Annotated in this window: 16 protein-coding genes; 8 read left to right on the plus strand and 8 right to left on the minus strand. The window is 60.7% G+C overall.

What is annotated here, in order from left to right; genetic code table 11:
* Window positions 1-81: 81 nt before the first annotated feature.
* A complete protein-coding gene (locus HX803_RS07230; RefSeq protein ID WP_178919812.1) occupies window positions 82-2,271 on the plus strand; it encodes a patatin-like phospholipase family protein in 2,190 nt (729 codons plus the stop codon).
* A gap of 137 nt (window positions 2,272-2,408) precedes the next feature.
* Here the strand turns inward: HX803_RS07230 and HX803_RS07235 are convergent, their stop codons facing one another.
* Window positions 2,409-2,843: a MarR family transcriptional regulator gene (locus HX803_RS07235; RefSeq protein WP_178919813.1), complete on the minus strand. Its 435-nt coding sequence runs from the start codon at window positions 2,841-2,843 to the stop codon at window positions 2,409-2,411.
* Between the two features lie 121 nt (window positions 2,844-2,964).
* Entirely contained in the window at window positions 2,965-5,091 is a 2,127-nt protein-coding gene (gene recQ, locus HX803_RS07240; protein WP_178919814.1) for a DNA helicase RecQ, read from the minus strand.
* 275 nt (window positions 5,092-5,366) lie between these two features.
* Between recQ and HX803_RS07245 the strand changes: the two genes are divergently transcribed.
* From HX803_RS07245 to HX803_RS07255, 3 genes are all read left to right on the plus strand, one after another.
* Window positions 5,367-5,954, plus strand: a complete 588-nt coding sequence (locus HX803_RS07245; RefSeq protein ID WP_178919815.1) for a YecA family protein — start codon at window positions 5,367-5,369, stop codon at window positions 5,952-5,954.
* Window positions 5,955-5,974: 20 nt separating this feature from the next.
* A complete protein-coding gene (locus HX803_RS07250; RefSeq protein ID WP_178919816.1) occupies window positions 5,975-6,364 on the plus strand; it encodes a YbaN family protein in 390 nt (129 codons plus the stop codon).
* A gap of 136 nt (window positions 6,365-6,500) precedes the next feature.
* Complete coding sequence (locus tag HX803_RS07255) at window positions 6,501-9,971, plus strand: PAS domain-containing hybrid sensor histidine kinase/response regulator (RefSeq protein ID WP_178919817.1); 3,471 nt, start codon at window positions 6,501-6,503, stop codon at window positions 9,969-9,971.
* 105 nt (window positions 9,972-10,076) lie between these two features.
* Here HX803_RS07255 and rmuC read toward each other — a convergent pair whose 3' ends face one another.
* A complete protein-coding gene (gene rmuC, locus HX803_RS07260; RefSeq protein WP_372339899.1) occupies window positions 10,077-11,555 on the minus strand; it encodes a DNA recombination protein RmuC in 1,479 nt (492 codons plus the stop codon).
* A gap of 61 nt (window positions 11,556-11,616) precedes the next feature.
* Entirely contained in the window at window positions 11,617-11,940 is a 324-nt protein-coding gene (locus HX803_RS07265) for a hypothetical protein (protein WP_025855837.1), read from the minus strand.
* 454 nt (window positions 11,941-12,394) lie between these two features.
* On the opposite strand from HX803_RS07265, the gene HX803_RS07270 reads away from it, so the two are divergent.
* From HX803_RS07270 to HX803_RS07285, 4 genes are all read left to right on the plus strand, one after another.
* On the plus strand, window positions 12,395-12,700 hold the full coding sequence (locus HX803_RS07270; RefSeq protein WP_178919818.1) for a hypothetical protein: 306 nt from the start codon (window positions 12,395-12,397) through the stop codon (window positions 12,698-12,700).
* A 444-nt stretch (window positions 12,701-13,144) separates the two neighbouring features.
* A complete protein-coding gene (locus tag HX803_RS07275) occupies window positions 13,145-13,369 on the plus strand; it encodes a hypothetical protein (protein WP_005790139.1) in 225 nt (74 codons plus the stop codon).
* A gap of 275 nt (window positions 13,370-13,644) precedes the next feature.
* The gene (locus HX803_RS07280) at window positions 13,645-14,127 is read left to right on the plus strand and encodes a hypothetical protein (RefSeq protein ID WP_178919819.1); all 483 of its coding nucleotides are present in this window, start codon (window positions 13,645-13,647) and stop codon (window positions 14,125-14,127) included.
* 146 nt (window positions 14,128-14,273) lie between these two features.
* Window positions 14,274-15,560 carry an OmpP1/FadL family transporter gene (locus tag HX803_RS07285; protein ID WP_178919820.1) on the plus strand — a complete coding sequence of 429 codons (1,287 nt, stop codon included), beginning with the start codon at window positions 14,274-14,276 and terminating at the stop codon, window positions 15,558-15,560.
* Between the two features lie 65 nt (window positions 15,561-15,625).
* On the opposite strand, the gene HX803_RS07290 is transcribed toward HX803_RS07285, so the two are convergent.
* The 4 genes from HX803_RS07290 to HX803_RS07305 all read right to left on the minus strand — a co-directional run bounded on the left by HX803_RS07290 (window position 15,626) and on the right by HX803_RS07305 (window position 18,765).
* Window positions 15,626-16,177 (minus strand): glutathione peroxidase, encoded by a 552-nt coding sequence (locus HX803_RS07290; RefSeq protein ID WP_178919821.1) that lies wholly within the window; start codon window positions 16,175-16,177, stop codon window positions 15,626-15,628.
* Between the two features lie 150 nt (window positions 16,178-16,327).
* On the minus strand, window positions 16,328-17,536 hold the full coding sequence (locus HX803_RS07295) for an MFS transporter (protein ID WP_372339900.1): 1,209 nt from the start codon (window positions 17,534-17,536) through the stop codon (window positions 16,328-16,330).
* Window positions 17,537-17,589: 53 nt separating this feature from the next.
* The gene (locus HX803_RS07300) at window positions 17,590-17,994 is read right to left on the minus strand and encodes a MarR family winged helix-turn-helix transcriptional regulator (protein ID WP_178919822.1); all 405 of its coding nucleotides are present in this window, start codon (window positions 17,992-17,994) and stop codon (window positions 17,590-17,592) included.
* A gap of 42 nt (window positions 17,995-18,036) precedes the next feature.
* Window positions 18,037-18,765 carry an adenosylcobinamide-GDP ribazoletransferase gene (locus tag HX803_RS07305; RefSeq protein WP_178919823.1) on the minus strand — a complete coding sequence of 243 codons (729 nt, stop codon included), beginning with the start codon at window positions 18,763-18,765 and terminating at the stop codon, window positions 18,037-18,039.

The following is an 18,765-nucleotide window of genomic DNA, read 5'->3' on the forward strand; positions in this document are numbered from 1 at the left end:
TTGAGAGGTTCCTGGCGTAACGGGCTCGGAGGATCGGGTGGCTATAATACCGGCCTTTACCGCCCAGCCTCGAGATTGATGATGCGCCGCCTGCTGTCCTGCCTGTTCCTGTGCCTTGTCCCCCTGCTTGCCGACGCCGTCGAGCCTCCACGGCCCAAAGTCGGCCTGGTACTCTCCGGCGGTGCCGCCCGGGGTTTGGCCCATATCGGCGTGCTCAAGGCGCTGGAAGAACAAGGCATCCACATCGACGCCATCGCCGGCACCAGCATGGGCGCGGTGATCGGCGGGCTGTATGCCTCGGGCTACAGGATCGATGAACTGGAAAAGCTGGCGCTGAATATCGACTGGCAACAGGCCCTGTCCGATGCGCCGCCCCGGGAGGACGTGCCGTTTCGACGCAAGCAGGATGACCGGGACTTCCTGGTCAAACAGAAACTCAGCTTCCGCGACGACGGCAGCCTGGGCCTGCCACTGGGCGTGATCCAGGGCCAGAACCTCGCGCTGTTGCTGGAAAGCATGTTCGCCCACAACAGCAACACGCGTAATTTCGACAAGTTGCCCATCCCGTTTCGGGCCGTGGCCACCGACATCACCACCGGTGAGAAAGTGGTGTTCAGCAAGGGGCACCTGCCTCAGGTGATTCGTGCCAGCATGTCGATCCCGGCCGTCTTCGCGCCGGTGGAGATCGATGGCCGCCTGCTGGTGGACGGCGGCATGACCGACAACATCCCGTTGGATGTGGCGCGGGAGATGGGCGTGGATATTGCCATTGTGGTCGACATTGGCACCCCGCTGCGCTCGCGCAAGCAACTGGCCACGGTGGTCGATGTGCTCAACCAGTCCATCACCCTGATGACCCGACGCAATTCCGAGGAACAACTCAAGGCCCTGCACCCCAAGGACGTGCTGATCCAACCGCCCCTGGCCGCCTACGGCGTGACGGATTTCGGCCGCGCCAAAGACATGATCGACGCCGGCTACCGCGCCACCCGCGCCCTCGACGTGCGCCTGGCCCATTTACGCCCCACCGAGCCTGTAGACCCTCAACTGGTGGCCGCGCGCACTGCAGGTGAACGCACCCCGGTGATCACCGCGATCAAGGTGGAGAACGATTCGAAAGTCAGCGAAGACGTGATCCGCTACTACATCCGCCAACCCTTGGGTGAACCGCTGAACCTGGGGCGCCTGCAAACCGACATGGGCACGTTGTACGGCCTGGACTACTTCGAGCAGGTGCAATACCGCGTGGTGAAGAAGGGCCAGGACAACACCCTGGTGATCAGCGCACGCGGCAAACGCGCCGGCACCGATTACCTGCGCCTGGGCCTGAACCTGTCGGATGACATGCGCGGCGACAGCGCCTTCAACCTCGGTGCCAGCTACCGCATCAACGGTATCAACCGCCTTGGCGCGGAATGGCTGACGCGGGTGCAGATCGGTGATCGCCAAGAACTGTACAGCGAGTTCTACCAGCCGATGGACACCGGCTCACGCTACTTCGTCGCGCCCTATATCAGTGCCCAGGCGCAGAACGTTGAACTGATTCTGGACAACGACCCCATCTCCGAATACCGCCTGGAACGCTACGGCTTCGGCCTGAACGTGGGGCGCCAGATCGGCAACAGCGGCGAGATCCGCTTCGGCGTCGGCGAGGCCTGGGGCAAGGCCGACGTGCGTATTGGCGACCGCGACTCGCCAAGCGTGAGCTTCAGTGAGGGCTTCTATGAGCTGAAGTACTCGTTCGACTCCCTGGACAACGTGTACTTCCCCCATGCCGGCGAAGACATTGGCCTGGCCTACCGGGAGTTCGAACCGGGGCTGGGTTCGGACCAACGCTACCGCCAGTGGGAGTTCAAGCTGGACAAGGCCATGAGCAATGGCCCGGACACCCTGGTGCTGGGCGGGCGCTACGGGCGCACGCTGGATAAATCCGACGTGGTGATTTCCAGCTTCCTGCTCGGCGGGGCGCGGCAGTTGTCAGGCTTTCGCGAGGATGCGATCTCGGGCCAGAACATCAGCCTGATGCGCGCGGTGTACTACCGTCGCCTCACGCCGCGTTCTTATTTACCGCTGGACTTCCCGCTGTACCTCGGGGCATCGCTGGAACGGGGCCGGGCGTGGAACAACGACAATGAGTTCGACAGCGGGTATATCAACGCCGCGAGTATTTTCCTGGGGTTCGATACGCCGCTGGGGCCGCTGAACTTCAGCTATGGCTTCAACGATGACAACCAGCAGGCGGTGTACCTGAACCTGGGCCAGACGTTCTAGAAAAGCCGAACACCAAACCAAATGTGGGAGCGGGCTTGCTCGCGAATGCGGTGTATCAGTTACCTTTTCAGTCGCTGACACACCGCATTCGCGATCAAGCCCGCTCCCACACATTTTGATCTTCACTGAATCAGGGGTCAGGACTTTTCCAGGTTCGCCAGGATATGCGCATGCACGCGCATGCACACGCTCAAATCGGCTTCGTCCACCCCTACGAACAGCTCATGGCGCAGGGCCGTGGCGATGGTTTCGATCTGCTCAATCAACGGACGGGCTGTGTCACACAGCAGGATGCGCTTGGCACGGCGGTCTTCCAACACCGCCTGGCGTTGCACCAGGCCCTGGCCTTCGAGGCTGTCGAGCAGCCGCGCCAAGGTCGGCCCTTCTACACCGACACTCTGTGCCAGTTCCCGCTGGGTGGGGGCATCTTCGAAACGGGCCAGGTGCAACAGCACCAGCCAACGTGCCTGGGACAAACCCAGCCCCGCCAAACGGCGGTCCAGTTCGGCACGCCAACCTCGGGACATTTGCGCCAACTGCATGCCAAAGCGGTGTTGATCGGTTAACGGCATAAAAAACTCATGGTTTAGACTGAAAATAAAGTGTGGCTAATTATTAGTCAGCTAAGCATGAGCCATGCCAGTAGGCAAGAGTTGCTATGTACTGATTCGTTACATTGTCGTAATTGGCGCACTAAATTTCGAATTCAGACTGTAAAGCCGCCCGTACACAGTACAAAACGCCCTCAGGAACACGACCCGTAAACAGTGGCGCAACCTCCGCGACAGGTGGCAATTCGCCTTCTCCGTCAAGGAAAGCGTCCTGGATTTCACCGAGCAAATCCTCTGGCAAATCAAGGGCCTGCTCCAGGGAGAGCTGCTGCTTGCCGATGGATTCGGCCAACAGGGTGTAGACGTTTTTTTCCGAGCATTGCAACTGGCCGGCGATCTGGATCGGGGTCATGCCGGCGCGTGCCAGGCTGATCAGCTCGTGGCGGATATCGGCGACTTCCTTCGGTGCTTCGGCCTGCCCGCCGAGCACTTCCAGGAACGCCTGGCCGTAGCGCTCCAGCTTGCGTGCACCCACGCCGCTGACCCGGGCCATCTCGGCCATGGTGGTGGGCTGTTCGCGCAGCATTTCGAGCAAGGTGGAGTCCGGGAAAATAACGTAGGGCGGCACGCTGTGTTCCTGCGCCAGTTTGCGCCGCAGGGTACGCAAGGCTTCCCACTGTTCGCGCTCTTCGCCTCGTACCAACTGGCTAGCCTGGCTGGTGCTGCTCTTGACGGTGGTTTGCGGCTTGAGGTCGCGGCGCAGTTCAAGACTCACTTCACCCTTGAGCAACGGCCGGCAATTGTCGTTCAAGCGCAGCCCGCCATAACCTTCGATGTCAATGTCGACCAGATTGCGTGCAACCATCTGCCGGAACAACGAACGCCACTCGCCTTCCGCACGGGCTTTGCCAATGCCATAGACCGAAAGTTTTTCGTGGCCAAAACTGCGAATTTTTTCGTTGTCCTTGCCCAGCAACACATCCACCAGATGGCCCACCCCATAGCGTTGGCCGGTGCGGTGAATGGTCGACAACGCCTGGCGCGCCGGTTCGGTGGCGTCCCAGGTCTGCACGCCATCGATGCAGTTGTCGCAATGCCCACAGGGCTCGGGCATGTCTTCGTCGAAATACGCCAGCAAGGTCTGGCGACGGCAGCGGGTCTCTTCACACAACGACAGCATGGCATCGAGCTTGTGCTGCTCCAGGCGCTTGTGGCGCTCGTCGCCTTCGGAGTTCTGCAGCATCTGCTTGAGCATCACCACGTCCTGCAGGCCGTAGACCATCCAGGCATCGGCCGGCAGGCCGTCACGGCCGGCGCGACCGGTTTCCTGGTAGTAGGCCTCAAGGGACTTGGGCAGGTCCATGTGGGCCACAAAACGCACGTTGGACTTGTCGATCCCCATGCCAAACGCAATGGTGGCAACCATGATCAGGCCTTCCTCGTTGAGGAAACGCTTCTGATGGTAGGCCCGCAGGTCATTCGGCAACCCCGCGTGATACGGCAACGCCGGGTAGCCCTGCTCGCAGAGGAAGGCTGCCACTTCATCGACCTTTTTGCGTGACAGGCAGTAGACGATACCTGCATCGCTGCGCCGTTCGGACAGGAACGCCAGCAACTGCTTGCGTGGCTGCTCCTTGGGCACGATGCGGTAGAAGATGTTCGGCCGGTCGAAGCTCGACAGGAAGCGCTCGGCATTCTGCAAATGCAGGCGCTCGACGATTTCTTCGCGGGTACGCTTGTCGGCGGTGGCGGTCAGGGCGATGCGTGGCACATCGGGAAACAGCTCCGCCAACTGCCCCAGTTGCAGGTATTCGCGACGGAAGTCATGACCCCATTGCGAGACACAGTGAGCCTCGTCGATGGCGAACAGGGCGATTTCCAGGCTCTGCAGGAACGCCAGCATGCGCGGCTGCACCAGGCGTTCGGGAGCCAGGTACAACATCTTCACTTCACCGCGCTTGATCCGCGCGGCCAGGTCGCGCTGTTGTTCGGGGCTGAGGGTGGAGTTCAGCGAGGCCGCAGCGACGCCGAGTTCTTCAAGGGTGGCCACCTGGTCGTCCATCAACGCGATCAGCGGCGACACCACCACGGCCAGGCCGTTGCGCAGCAGGGCCGGCACCTGGAAACACAAGGACTTGCCGCCACCGGTAGGCATCAGTACCAGGGCATCGCCGCCACTGGCCACGCGCTCAATGATCGCACCCTGGCGGCCACGAAAACTGTCGTAGCCGAAGATGTCCTTGAGGACGCGTTGAGCCTGCTCGAGCATGTAAAACTCCAAAATGGTGCCGAAATCCCACTGTACAGGCTGGCTGAGAAAACGCGTCTGCACGGCAAATAATCCGTAAGCGAAGTTTTCTCGGATTGGCCTTGGCCTGCCGGGACATCACAAAACGTGGCAGTATACCCGAGCGACACCCGGCAAAGGGCGCCGCTGACGAATAGCGACCACTCTCTAAAACCTGGCAAATATGCAGTGCGGCTGGCCTGGGCGCTCAAGAAGGCCTAGAATTCAGCATCGTTTATTCCCAAGGTAGTCCTTCAATGTCCTTCGCTGAGCAACTAACCCGCCTGCAAGCCTTCCTCGACGCCGATGAGCTGCATGACGAGGCGCTGGACTACGTGGCCGCCCATGGCTACCTGACCGCCCTGTCGATCTGCTCCGAAGTCGTGCCCGACCGCGAATGGATCGACGCGCTGTTCGCCGAAGAACCGCACTACACCGACGCTGCCCAGCGTGAAGAAATCGAATCCACCCTGCTGGCCCTCAAGGCCCACATCGGTCGCCAGCTGGCTTCCGACGAGGAGTTCGAGCTGCCATGCGAGCTGGACCTGGGTGACGAGCCCGATGATTCCGACCTGCGCGGCTGGTGCATCGGCTTCATGGAAGGTGTGTTCCTGCGCGAAGCCGCCTGGTTCGAAACCGCCGAGGAAGAAGTCAGCGAAATGCTGCTGCCGATCATGGTGGGTTCGGGCCTGTTCGACGACCAGCCGGAGTTCTCCGACATCGCGGCCGACGCCAATCTGATGGACGACATGATCGTTCAGATCCCGGAAGCCCTGACCGCCCTGTACCTGCTGTGCAACGCCCCTGACGAAAAACCGGCGATCCTCAAGCCCCGTCACCACTGAGTCGCTTGCCCGTGACACCCATGGGCAACCGTCCTCTGCTCCTGCGTTACGCCCTGCTGGCCATCGGCTGGCTGAGCGTGGCGCTGGGAGTGATCGGCATTTTCCTGCCGGTATTGCCGACCACGCCCTTCCTGCTGCTTGCCGCCGCCTGCTTCGCCCGAAGCTCTCCGCGCTTCTACCACTGGCTGGTGGAACACCCACGCCTGGGGCCGTGGATCCGTGATTACCTGGACGGCAACGGCATCCCGCTCAAAGGCAAGGTCTACGCCATCGGCTTGATGTGGTTGAGCATCGGCCTGTCCTGCTACCTGGTGCCACTGCCCTGGGCCCGGGGCTTCATGCTGACCAGTGCGGTGCTGGTGACGATCTACATCCTGCGCCAGAAAACCCTGCCACCCCGCCCACGGTAGACACCGGCTTTTGCAGGAACCAGCCCCCACACAAGCCCTGCACACGACCTTGGTCGACACTGACTAACCCCAAGCATCATGCGAGACTGTGCAACCGGGCCTGGAATGCCTGGGTGTTTTTATGCTCGGAGTTACCATGACGCTGTCCAGCGGGCTGATCGCCGCCGTTGCCCTGGCCTATATGGCCATTATGTTTGCCATCGCCTTCTACGGTGACCGCCGCCGTGCGCCGCTGCCACCGCGTATGCGTGCCTGGGTGTACAGCCTGTCGCTGGCGGTCTACTGCACCAGCTGGACCTTCTTCGGCGCCGTAGGCCAGGCCGCCGAACAGCTGTGGGCGTTTTTACCGATCTACCTCGGCCCCGTGCTGTTGCTGGTGTTGGCGCCCTGGGTGCTGCAGAAGATGATTCTGATCAGCAAGCAGGAAAACATCACCTCCATCGCCGACTTTATCGCCGCGCGCTACGGCAAGTCCCAATCCTTGGCTGTGGTGGTGGCGCTGATCTGCCTGGTCGGCGTGCTCCCTTATATCGCCTTGCAGCTCAAAGGCATCGTGCTGGGCGTGAACCTGCTGATCGGCTCCGGCCCCGACACCACCGGCACCCGCGCCCAGGACACCGCGCTGATCGTGTCGCTGGTGCTGGCGCTGTTCACCATTGTGTTCGGTACACGCAACCTCGACGCCACGGAACACCACCGCGGCATGGTACTGGCCATCGCATTTGAATCCCTGGTCAAGCTGTTCGCGTTTCTCGCCGTCGGCGCGTTTGTGACCTACGGCCTCTACGACGGTTTCGGTGATCTGTTCAGCCAGGCCATGCTCGCGCCTCGGCTGGAGGAGTACTGGAAAGAAACCATCAACTGGCCCTCGATGGTGGTACAGACCGGCGTGGCGATGATGGCGATCATCTGCCTGCCCCGGCAGTTCCATGTGACGGTGGTCGAGAACATCGACCCGCAGGACCTGCGCCTGGCCAAATGGGTGTTCCCGGCGTACCTGATCCTCGCCGCACTCTTTGTGATCCCCATCGCCCTCGGCGGCAAGATGATGCTGCCGGGCTCGGTGTTGCCGGACTCCTACGTGATCAGCCTGCCCATGGCCGAAGCGCACCCGGCACTGGCGGTGCTGGCGTTTATCGGCGGCGCCTCGGCGGCCACCGGCATGGTGATCGTGGCAAGCATCGCCTTGTCCACCATGGTGTCCAACGACATGCTGCTGCCGTGGCTGCTGCGCCGTTCCAGCGCCGAGCGGCCGTTCGAGGTGTTCCGCCACTGGATGCTGTCGGTACGCCGGGTCAGCATCGTGATCATCCTGCTGCTGGCCTATGTGAGTTACCGCTTGCTCGGCTCCAGCGCGAGCCTGGCAACCATCGGCCAGATCGCCTTCGCCGCCGTGACCCAGCTGGCACCGGCCATGCTCGGCGCACTGTACTGGAAACAGGCCAACCGGCGCGGTGTGTTTGCCGGGTTGGCTGCGGGAACATTCCTGTGGTTCTACACATTGGTCCTACCGGTGACGGCGAAAAGCCTGGGATGGTCTCTGAGCCTTTTCCCAGGGCTGACGTGGATGCACTCACACCCGCTGGGCTTGTCCGTCACCTCACTGACCCTCGGCACGGTGTTCTCCCTGGCAGGCAACTTCACACTGTTCGTATGGGTGTCGATGCTGTCGCGCACGCGGGTATCCGAACACTGGCAGGCCGGGCGCTTCATCGGCCAGGAAATCAGCCAGCGTGCCAGTGCCCGCTCGATGCTGTCGGTGCAAATCAGCGACCTGCTCAGTTTGGCTGCACGGTTCGTTGGCGAGGAGCGCGCCCAACAGAGCTTTATCCGGTTCGCCTATCGCCAAGGCAAAGGTTTCAACCCCAACCAGAATGCCGATAACGATTGGATCGCCCACACCGAACGCTTATTGGCAGGTGTGCTCGGTGCGTCCTCGACCCGCGCAGTGGTGAAAGCCGCCATTGAAGGGCGGGAAATGCAGCTCGAAGACGTAGTACGCATTGCCGACGAAGCGTCGGAAGTACTGCAGTTCAATCGGGCGCTGCTACAAGGCGCCATCGAGAACATCACCCAGGGCATCAGCGTGGTCGACCAGTCGCTCAAGCTGGTGGCGTGGAACCGCCGTTACCTGGAGCTGTTCAACTACCCCGAAGGCCTGATCAGCGTGGGCCGGCCGATTGCCGACATCATTCGCTACAACGCTGAGCGTGGCCTGTGCGGGCCGGGCGAAGCCGAAGTGCATGTGGCGCGGCGCCTGCATTGGATGCGCCAGGGCCGTGCGCATACGTCCGAGCGTCTGTTTCCCAATGGCCGGGTGATCGAGCTGATTGGCAACCCGATGCCGGGCGGCGGGTTTGTCATGAGCTTCACCGACATCACCGCGTTCCGTGAAGCCGAGCAGGCACTCACCGAGGCCAACGAAGGCCTTGAGCAACGGGTGACCGAGCGCACGCACGAGCTTTCGCAGCTCAATGTGGCACTCACTGACGCCAAGGGCGTGGCCGAGTCCGCCAGCCAATCCAAGACCCGTTTTCTGGCCGCCGTCAGCCATGACTTAATGCAGCCGTTGAACGCGGCCCGGTTGTTCTCCGCCGCCCTCTCCCACCAGAACGACGGGATGTCCAGCGAGGCCCGGCAACTGGTACAGCACCTGGACAGCTCGCTGCGCTCGGCCGAGGACCTGATCAGCGACCTGCTGGACATTTCACGCCTGGAGAACGGCAAGATCAATCCGCAGCGTCAGCCCTTTGTGCTCAACGAGCTGTTCGACACCCTGGGCGCGGAGTTCAAGGCCTTGGCCCAGGAGCAAGGCTTGCGCTTCCGCCTGCGTGGCAGCCGTTTGCGGGTGGACAGTGACATCAAGTTGTTGCGCCGGATCCTGCAGAATTTTCTCACCAATGCCTTCCGCTATGCCGACGGCCCGGTACTGCTCGGCGTACGTCGACGCAAGGGCGAACTGTGCCTGGAAGTGTGGGACCGTGGCCCTGGCATCCCGCTGGATAAACAGAAGGTGATCTTCGAAGAATTCAAGCGCCTGGACAGCCACCAGACCCGTGCCGAGAAAGGCCTGGGGCTGGGTTTGGCGATTGCCGACGGCCTGTGCCGGGTGCTCGGCCATCGCTTGAGCGTACGTTCGTGGCCGGGCAAAGGCAGCGTGTTCAGCGTGCGCGTACCGTTGGCGCGCAACCAGGCGAATCTGCAGGTCAAGGCGGCGCAGGAAAACGGCCTGCCATTGAGCGGCGCACAGGTGCTGTGCGTGGATAACGAAGAAAGTATCCTGATTGGCATGCGCAGCCTGCTCACCCGCTGGGGCTGCGAGGTCTGGACCGCCACCGACCAGGCGCAATGCGCTGCGCTGTTGGCCGAGGGGATGCGCCCACAACTGGCGCTGGTGGATTACCACCTGGACCAGGGTGAAACCGGCACTGAACTGATGGGGTGGCTGCGCGCGCAACTGGCGGAGCCGATTCCGGGCGTGGTGATCAGTGCTGACGGCCGCCCGGAAATGGTCGCTGAAGTGCACGCCGCAGGTTTGGATTACCTCGCCAAACCCGTCAAACCCGCGGCGTTGCGTGCGTTGTTGAGTCGGCATTTACCCCTATAGACCGGTCCGACTCGGTCAAATGTGGGAGCTGGCTCGCCTGCGATAGCGGTCGTGACAGATCCACCGCTATCGCAGGCAAGCCAGCTCCCACATCGACCGCATTGTTTATTCGGGGAGATGGGCGACGCCGTCGGCGTCGGTCATGGCACGCTCCAGCAGATCGGCAGGAAGGCTTTTGCTCGCGCGGGCACCCAGCAGCCGCAGTTGCTCGGTACGGCTGACCAGGTTTCCTCGCCCATCGGTCAGCTTGTTTCGCGCAGCGCTGTAGGCCTTGTCCAACTGCTGCAAGCGGTTGCCCACTTCATCCAGGTCCTGGATAAACAGGACGAACTTGTCATACAGCCAGCCGGCACGCTCGGCGATTTCCCGGGCGTTCTGGCTCTGGCGCTCCTGCTTCCACAGGCTGTCGATCACCCGCAGCGTGGCGAGCAAGGTGGTAGGGCTGACGATCACGATATGGCGGTCAAACGCTTCCTGGAACAGGTTGGGTTCGGCTTGCAAGGCAGCGGAGAACGCAGCCTCGATAGGGACGAACAGCAACACGAAATCCAGGCTGTGCAGGCCTTCCAGGCGTTTGTAATCCTTGCCGGCCAGGCCTTTGACGTGATTGCGCAGGGACAGGACGTGCTGCTTGAGCGCCGCCTGGCCAATCACCTCATCATCCGCGCCCACATACTGTTGATAGGCGGTGAGGCTGACCTTGGAGTCGACCACCACCTGCTTGTCACCCGGCAACATGATCAGCACGTCCGGTTGGAAACGCTCGCCGTCCGGGCCCTTGAGGCTGACCTGGGTCTGGTACTCGCGGCCCTTCTCCAGGCCGGCGTGTTCCAGCACGCGCTCAAGGATCAGCTCGCCCCAGTTGCCCTGGGTTTTCTGGCCCTTGAGGGCACGGGTGAGGTTGGTGGCTTCGTCCGACAGGCGCAGGTTCAGTTGCTGCAGACGTTCGAGTTCCTTGGCCAGGGAGAAGCGCTCGCGGGCTTCGTTCTGGTAGCTCTCTTCGACGCGCTTTTCAAAGGATTGAATGCGCTCCTTCAGAGGGTCCAACAGCTGCCCGAGGCGTTCCTGGCTGGTTTCGGCGAAGCGCTGCTCGCGCTCATCGAAGATCTTGCCGGCCAGTTCAGCGAACTGCGCGCGCAGCTCGTCCCGTGAACCTTGCAGGTCGGTGAGGCGTTGTTGATGGCTTTCCTGCTGTTCACGCAGCTCCGCGCTCAGGGCCGCGGCCAGCGCGTCGAGGCGGCGCAGTTCGGTGTCCTTGGCGCTGCGGTCGAGGTTCCAGGCATGCGCCGCGTCGCGGGCGTTGTCGCGGTCGATCTGCAACAGCTCGACCTCGCGGCGCACAGCGGCCAGGTCCGCCTGCTTGGCCGCGTTGGCCTGGCTCAGGTCACTGATCTCGTCACGACTGGCATCCAACTGGGCCGCCAGCCCTTCCTGGGCCATTTGCGCCATGGCCAGGCGCTCTTCGAGCAACTCCCAACCGCTCATGCGCGCGCTCAGGCGTTGCTGGAGCTGCCAGCACAGGGCCAACAACGGCACCGCTGCGCCAGCAAGACCCAAGGCAATACTGGTCCAGTCAAAAGCCATAGCCATTTCTGCCATTACCGAAAAAGTGCAAGGTTAACCAAGCGCGGGGCGAGAGGACAGCTCAGTCTTCGACCTGGCCCAGCTCGCGTTGGGCACGGCGATCACCGGCGCGGGCGGCCAGGCGCAGCAGGTCGTGACCGATGCGGCGGTCGCGGGCGTTGCCGCATTCACGGCACATCAACTGGCCCAGGCGGCTTTGGGCAGCTACCACACCTTCACGGGCCGGCTGCTTGAGCAAGCGCCCGGCGAAGTGTTTGACGTTGGTGTTATGGCCCAGGCGCGGGCTGTCGAGCAACCACAAGGCAACTTTCAAGGAGAAACGCTTGGGTGCGGTAACAGTTTGAGGAGTGTCGGTAACAGAAGGTGATACTGAGCGAAACTTCATAAAGCACTGCGGGACAGAACGGAAGGCGCGCCACTCTACTCTTTTTTTCGTACAGGTAAAGCTGAAAAAACCCTGCACGCCCGTTCTAGAGCAAGCGCTCGGGACAATCCACAGAAGCTGTGGATAACTCAGTGGACAACCCCCCTTTAACTCTCGCAAAGGCCCATGGAATGGGGGCCGCAGTCAAACTGACGATTTTTTCACCAATAAAAAAAAGCGAGATTTTTCATTGACTTAAATTTCCTTTGCAGGCAATTGGCGGCCCTTCATCGTACTTGACAGCGTGGTTACACACGCCGCAACTAATGTGCACAAGTACCCACCTGATGGTTATATCGTCGGCGTTTTTTGATCCGACACGGTGGAAAATGTTACCGGCGGGCCAAACCGAGGTGCTTTTCAAATCCGCGCCGGCTCGCCACACTGCTTCACCCACACAACCCTGTGCGACTCGATGAAAGGAATTCTGTTATTCGCCCTGTTGCTGCTGGCGGTCTGCGCGATATCGCTGGGCATCAATGCCGTGCTGCCCTCCCCCGATGGCGCCTTGTTCGCGATTGCCATCCTGCTGTCAGCCGCATTTACCGCCGCGAGCCTGTGCATCGAGTTGGGTGACGGCCGAATCAACGACATGCGCGACGTGATGAAGGTGGTCGAGACCGGCCAATCCTTGCGCCTGACCCTGGCCGCCTACGGGCTGGGCTGCTCGCTGGCAGCGGCGATCACGGTACTGGTCTATCGCGGGTTACTGGGCGCCTGATTAAATTATTTTGACTAGCACACTTTCTTTCCTTGTTTCAATCCGTTACTATCCGCCGCGTTAGTACCAAGCTGAAAGTCAATTCTGGTCGAATAAGTCCCCTGAACAACACGGGATCGACCACCTCGATGGTTTCCAGGTATTCCTTGCGACGACACAGCCTTTGAACAAGCAAAGGGTGTCGCGAAGTCTCAATACTCTGACCGAACCAACCTGCAAATTGATCAGGATCTTCACCCCGGGCCCAGAACCTTTGCCCCTGTTGTGTTGCCTGCCCTCCTAAGTACCTACCTGCCAGCCCAAGCGCGCCTAACTTATCAGCGCTTCAAACTGGCTGCTTTGTTCCAGTCGGGTTCTTCGTTTGATCAATGGTGATCAACGTTACTGGAACGTTTTAACGTTGCACGGTTCTTAATCCGTGTCATTTGTAGGAACACCCATAACATGAACGCTCAAATCCACACTCAGGATGCCATTCGCACCCTCACCAACGCTTTTGCCCCAATGAACTGCCTGATCATGGCCGCTCGCAAAGGCTGCTTCAGCTTCACCCTGGTCAACGAACACGGCATCGCTCGTCACAGCGAACGCCTGTACCCCGATCAATACTCCAGCGCAGAACCGCTGCAGGCCGTGATCGAGCGTACCCGTCAGGCCCTGACTGCCTGACCGACCCGAGTTGCTGAAACACAAAACCCTGCCTGAAAAGCAGGGTTTTTTATTGCCCGGAATTCAAGGTTTGAGCATTTGTACTAAGGCCAAATTGATATAAACGTTATAACTAAATGAAGAAGATGTTTTAAAAACAGTCCTTTACATCACAAATATGACACTACACTTCAACTCAAGCGGCATGATCCGCTTGCGACGAGCCTGAGATCCGATCCCCTGCTGCCAAGCCCCCTCTCAGGCTTCGTCGACCACTTTCACGGATTGAGGCTTGTATGGGTATCGCTGCCAGTGAATTGTGTCGTTATGTGATCAGGCCCACGCTGAAGTACCTGGGCCGGGATGATCAAGCGGCCGAATCCTTGCTGCTGGGCATTGCCGCCAGCCAATCGGAATTGGGTTCCGCCCTGCACGATCGGCGTGGCCATGGCCTGTACAGCATCACCGAACCTCGTCACCGCGCACTCTGGGACGACTACCTGGCCCTGGACCCCGAACGCGCCAGCCTGGTGCGGGGGCTGGCCAGCCAGCATGCATTTCTCAGCGCACCCCAACTTGAGCTCACCGTCAACCTGCGTTACGCCACCGCCATCGCCTGGCTGCTGGTCGAACAACATAGTCCCGCCCTTCCACTGCCTGGTGATGTATTGGCGATGGCGCGTATCTGGAAAGAAATTTTTCATCCACAAGGAAGGCTGCGCGATTTCACTCAAGCCTGGCAAACCTGTGTTTCACCCATGAATCAGGTCACTTGTTGATCAGGCGTTTTGCAAGATTCGGCTAAAAACGTTGATTTTGGTCGGATTGTCCTACAAAACCGCTCTATCTCCTGCATTACAGCCTATAGCGCGAACTTAAATTTATTGTTACTTTCCGCAGCGGTGATCACCACGGAGTTCTAATAATGAAAAAAGTAATGCTCAAGACCACACTTAGCCTCGCCGTTGCCATGGCATCCTCCCACCTGTTCGCAAGCGGTTTCGCACTGAACGAACAGAGCGTCAGCGGGATGGGTACAGGTTTCGCAGGTCGCTCTTCTTCTGCCGATGATGCAAGCACTGTTTACGGTAACCCTGCCGGTATGGCTCGCCTGAATGGCCAGCAGATCACGGGCGGTGTAGCGGCCATCGATGCCTCGACTGACATCAGCGACACCGGCGGCAACTCTCGCGGTTCCAACAAAGGTGACATGGTTCCGTTCACCGCGGTGCCATTTGGCTTCTACACCAACAAACTCAATGATCAGTGGGCCATCGGCTTCGGTGTCTACGCACCGTTCGGCCTGGTGACCGACTATGAAAGCGGCTTCCAGGGCCGTGGCTTCGGCAGCAAGAGCGAAGTGAAGGTCATCACCTTCCAGCCGACTGTCAGCTATGCATTCAACGACCGGGTTTCCATCGGCTTTGGCCCAACCATCAACCGGATTTCCGGCGTGCTGGAGTCGGACAAGACCCTCAACCCGGCCTTCAGCGACACCAATGTCAAAATCAAGGGTGACGATACCGCCCTGGGCTTCAACGTCGGCGTGCTGGTTCAAGCAACCGATACCACACGCGTGGGCTTGACCTACCACTCGAAGGTCAACTACAAGCTGGACGGTCACACCACCGTCAGCGGTCCGGCCGCTACACAGCCGTTCCTGCGCAATAACCGTTACGACGCTTCGCTGAAAATCGAAACGCCTGAATCCTACGATCTGTCGGTCACTCAAGACCTGACCGACGCCTGGAAACTGTACGGTGGTGCCACTTGGACACGCTGGAGCCGCCTGAAGGAAATCACCGTCAATAACGAAGGTGTGACCGCTGCTGCAGGCGGTGGCCTGGCACCAAGCCAGCTGACGGCGATCACCGAGAAACAGGACTGGCACGACACCTGGGCCTACGCCGTGGGTACTTCGTACCAGTTGACCAAACAGGTGGTGCTGCGTACGGGTCTGACTTTCGACCAATCGCCGACCAACAACACTGATCGTTCGCCGCGCATTCCTACCGGTGACCGTACAATCTTCAGCGTGGGCCTGGGCTACAAAGTCATGGATAACATGACCATCGACCTCGCCTACTCCTACCTGAAAGAAGAAGACGTCAAGGTCAATCAGACTGCTGCTGCTCCGTCGACGGCCAGCTACCGCGCCAAATACGAAAACAGTGCCAACGGTTTCGGCCTGGGCATGACCTACACCTTCTGATTCAGACCGGTGTAAAAAAGCCCCGCTCTCCTGCAAAGGAGGCGGGGCTTTTTAGTGGCCGGTGATCAGGGTTTTGAAGACAACGCCTGCTCCACCGCCTGTATCAGGTCCGGACTGTCCGGCTTGGTCAGGCTGGAGAAATTGGCAATCACCTTACCCTGGCGATCCACCACGTACTTATAGAAATTCCACTTCGGCGCACTGGTCTGCTGCGCCAGAATCTTGAACAGGTGCACCGCATTCGGCCCCTTGACCTTCTGCGGCTCCGTCATGGTGAAGGTCACGCCGTAGTTCACGTAACACACCTTGGCCGTCTCTTCGCCGGTCTTGGCTTCCTGCTTGAAGTCATCGGACGGCACGCCAATCACTTCCAGCCCCTGGCCCTTGTAGCGTTGGTACAGGGCTTCGAGGCCTTTGAACTGCGGCGCAAAACCACAGAAGCTAGCGGTATTGACGATCACCAGCGGCTTGCCGGCGAAGCGCTGGCACAGGTCGATGGATTCCTTGGCGCGCAACTTGGGCAGTTGGCCTTCCAGCAACGGCGGGCAATCGGCGGCCATGGCCACGCCGCCAAACGCAGCCATCAGGACGGGTACAGCGAGCCAACGCTTCAGCATGTGGAGTGTCCTTGCAAGAGTTCAGGCAATGAACTTAACAGATCGACATACCCAGTTGCATCAACGCCAGCCCGCCGTGCTGCCAACCCCACCAAGCGAGGAGCAGCAACAGCACGGCCGCCACAGGCAGCAGAAACCGCAACGCTACACTCATGCCGCCTCCAGTTGGGTTTGCAAGCGCGCCACTGGCCGCTCACGCACTGGCCAGTTCAACGCGGCAGCGAGCAGGCTCAGCAGGATCGCCACCTGCCAGATCAAATCGTAGTTGCCGGTTCGATCATAGACCACCCCGCCCAACCAGCCGCCGAGAAACGAACCCAACTGGTGGAACAGGAACACGATCCCACCGAGCATCGAGAGGTTTCGCACACCAAACAACGTCGCAACCGTGCCGTTGGTCAGCGGCACGGTGGACAGCCACAAGAAGCCCATGGCCATACCAAACAGGTAGGCCGTGACTTCGGTCACCGGCGCCCACAGGAACAACACGATCACCACCGCGCGCAGCAGGTACAACGCGGTCAGCAAGCGCGGCTTGGACATGCGCCCGCCCAGCCAACCCGCGGTGTAGGTGCCAAACACGTTGAACAGGCCGATCAACGCCAACACTGTGGTGCCGACGGTCGCCGGCAGGTGCTGGTCCACCAGGTAAGCCGGCAGGTGCACGCCGATAAACACCACCTGGAAACCACACACGAAAAAGCCGAAGGCCAGCAGCCAGAACCCGGAATGGGAGCAGGCCTCTTTCAAGGCTTCGCGCATCGTCTGCTGACCGACCACCACGGGCAGCGGCCGGTCCTTGAGCATGGCCACCAGCGGCAGGATCAGCGCGACCATCATGCCCAGCGCCAACAGCGCCGCCGACCAGCCCAGCCAGCCGATCAAACCGAGGGTGCCCGGCACCATGGCGAACTGGCCGAAAGAACCGGCCGCGCTTGCAATGCCCATGGCCATGCTGCGTTTCTCCGGTGGCACGGCACGCCCCACCACGCCCAGAATGACCGAGAACGATGTGCCGGAAAGGCCGATACCGATCAACAAACCAGCACTCAAAGACAACGACCACGCCGAGTCGGACATGCCCATCAACACCAGGCCTGCGGCGTACAGCACGCCCCCGACAAACACCGCCTTGGTCGCACCGAATCGGTCGGCCAGGGCACCGGTGAACGGCTGCGCCAGGCCCCAGATCAGGTTCTGCAAGGCGATGGCGAAAGCAAAGGTTTCGCGACCCCAGCCAAATTCGCTGCTCATCGGTGCCAGGAACAGGCCGAAGCCGTGCCGCACGCCCAAGGACAACGCCAGGATCAGCGCACTCCCCAAAAGAACCCAGCCACTGGTGCGCCACATCGAGGTCATTTCTTATTCTCCGCCGCGGGTATATACCCGCTTGTGTTCGAACAAACCCGCCTTCAAGCGAGTTCGTCCAGCAAGGCCAACAGGGTTTCGCGTTTTTCCGCGCCCAGTTGATCGATCAATTTCTGCTGCGCCGCTTCCCACGCCGGCAATGCCGCCGCCAGCCGTTCGATGCCGGCGTCCGTCAACAGCACCAGGCGATTGCGCAAGTCATCGCCTTCAACCAGCTGCACCAGGCCCTCACCTTCCAGCACCCGCAGGTTTCGACCCAGGGTGCTGCGGTCCAGGCCCATGGCTTCGGCCAGGCTGGAAATACTCGGCTGGTCGAGACGTTGCAAGTTACACAGCAAAGAATACTGGGCAACGTTGATCCCGAAGCCGTCGAGAGCGCCGTCGTAATACCTGCTGACGCCACGGGCGGCGCGACGCAGGTTTGTGCATAAACATTGGGAGGCAAGCATGGAGCGTGTATATACCCGGGATTAAGGAAATGCAAGAAAGTGTTACAGGGCCAAGCCGACCAGCACCGCCACTTCCAGTAGCTCCAGCAGCGCGCCGGCTGTGTCGCCGGTAGTGCCACCGAGGCGATTGACCATCAATTGGCGCAGCCCCACGAAGCAGAGGGCAGCGAGCAGCACGGCAATCCCGCCGCTGAAACCACCGATCAGGATGCACGCCAGGCCGCTGAGAATCAGCACCTGCTGACCGACCAGCCTGGGTAAATGATCCGACAGCGCCTGACCCAATCCGCCGGCCCGCACGTAGCGCGTGGTGAGGAACAACGCCAACAGCGATGCACGCCCGATCAGCGGAGCCAGGATCAACGCCGCGCCGTTATGCTGCTCGATCAACGCCACCAACGCAGTGAACTTGAGCAGCAACACCAACCCCAGGGTGACCACGGCAATCGGGCCACTGCGCGGGTCTTTCATGATGGTGAGCGTGCGCTCGCGGTCACCAAAGCCGCCGAGCCAGGCGTCGGCGCTATCGGCCAGACCGTCCAGGTGCAGGCCGCCGCTGAGCAGGACCCAGGCGGTCAGCAACAACGCGGCGTGCAACAACAGTGGCGCGCCCATCAGCGCCGCATTCAGCCCCCACAGCAGCACGCCGAACAGCAAGCCGACCACCGGATAAAACAGCAGCGAACGCCCCATTTCCTGAGGCTGCGGCATGCCCGGCAGACGAATCGGCAGGCTGCTGAGAAATTGCAAGGCGATCCAGAACGGCAGCAT

It is taken from the genome of Pseudomonas sp. P7548, assembly GCF_013386585.1.
Lineage (GTDB): Bacteria > Pseudomonadota > Gammaproteobacteria > Pseudomonadales > Pseudomonadaceae > Aquipseudomonas.

What these genes read in the sequence shown, in the direction of transcription:
- HX803_RS07235 (WP_178919813.1), bottom strand. Translation starts at nt 2,843, where the DNA reads ATGCCGTTAACCGATCAACACCGCTTTGGCATGCAGTTGGCGCAAATG.
- HX803_RS07230 (WP_178919812.1), top strand. Translation starts at nt 82, where the DNA reads ATGCGCCGCCTGCTGTCCTGCCTGTTCCTGTGCCTTGTCCCCCTGCTT.
- HX803_RS07275 (WP_005790139.1), top strand. Translation starts at nt 13,145, where the DNA reads ATGAACGCTCAAATCCACACTCAGGATGCCATTCGCACCCTCACCAAC.
- HX803_RS07295 (WP_372339900.1), bottom strand. Translation starts at nt 17,536, where the DNA reads ATGACCTCGATGTGGCGCACCAGTGGCTGGGTTCTTTTGGGGAGTGCG.
- HX803_RS07290 (WP_178919821.1), bottom strand. Translation starts at nt 16,177, where the DNA reads ATGCTGAAGCGTTGGCTCGCTGTACCCGTCCTGATGGCTGCGTTTGGC.
- recQ (WP_178919814.1), bottom strand. Translation starts at nt 5,091, where the DNA reads ATGCTCGAGCAGGCTCAACGCGTCCTCAAGGACATCTTCGGCTACGAC.
- HX803_RS07255 (WP_178919817.1), top strand. Translation starts at nt 6,501, where the DNA reads ATGACGCTGTCCAGCGGGCTGATCGCCGCCGTTGCCCTGGCCTATATG.
- HX803_RS07305 (WP_178919823.1), bottom strand. Translation starts at nt 18,765, where the DNA reads ATGCTGCCGTTCTGGATCGCCTTGCAATTTCTCAGCAGCCTGCCGATT.
- HX803_RS07300 (WP_178919822.1), bottom strand. Translation starts at nt 17,994, where the DNA reads ATGCTTGCCTCCCAATGTTTATGCACAAACCTGCGTCGCGCCGCCCGT.
- HX803_RS07280 (WP_178919819.1), top strand. Translation starts at nt 13,645, where the DNA reads ATGGGTATCGCTGCCAGTGAATTGTGTCGTTATGTGATCAGGCCCACG.
- HX803_RS07265 (WP_025855837.1), bottom strand. Translation starts at nt 11,940, where the DNA reads ATGAAGTTTCGCTCAGTATCACCTTCTGTTACCGACACTCCTCAAACT.
- HX803_RS07250 (WP_178919816.1), top strand. Translation starts at nt 5,975, where the DNA reads ATGGGCAACCGTCCTCTGCTCCTGCGTTACGCCCTGCTGGCCATCGGC.
- HX803_RS07285 (WP_178919820.1), top strand. Translation starts at nt 14,274, where the DNA reads ATGAAAAAAGTAATGCTCAAGACCACACTTAGCCTCGCCGTTGCCATG.
- HX803_RS07245 (WP_178919815.1), top strand. Translation starts at nt 5,367, where the DNA reads ATGTCCTTCGCTGAGCAACTAACCCGCCTGCAAGCCTTCCTCGACGCC.
- rmuC (WP_372339899.1), bottom strand. Translation starts at nt 11,555, where the DNA reads ATGGCTTTTGACTGGACCAGTATTGCCTTGGGTCTTGCTGGCGCAGCG.
- HX803_RS07270 (WP_178919818.1), top strand. Translation starts at nt 12,395, where the DNA reads ATGAAAGGAATTCTGTTATTCGCCCTGTTGCTGCTGGCGGTCTGCGCG.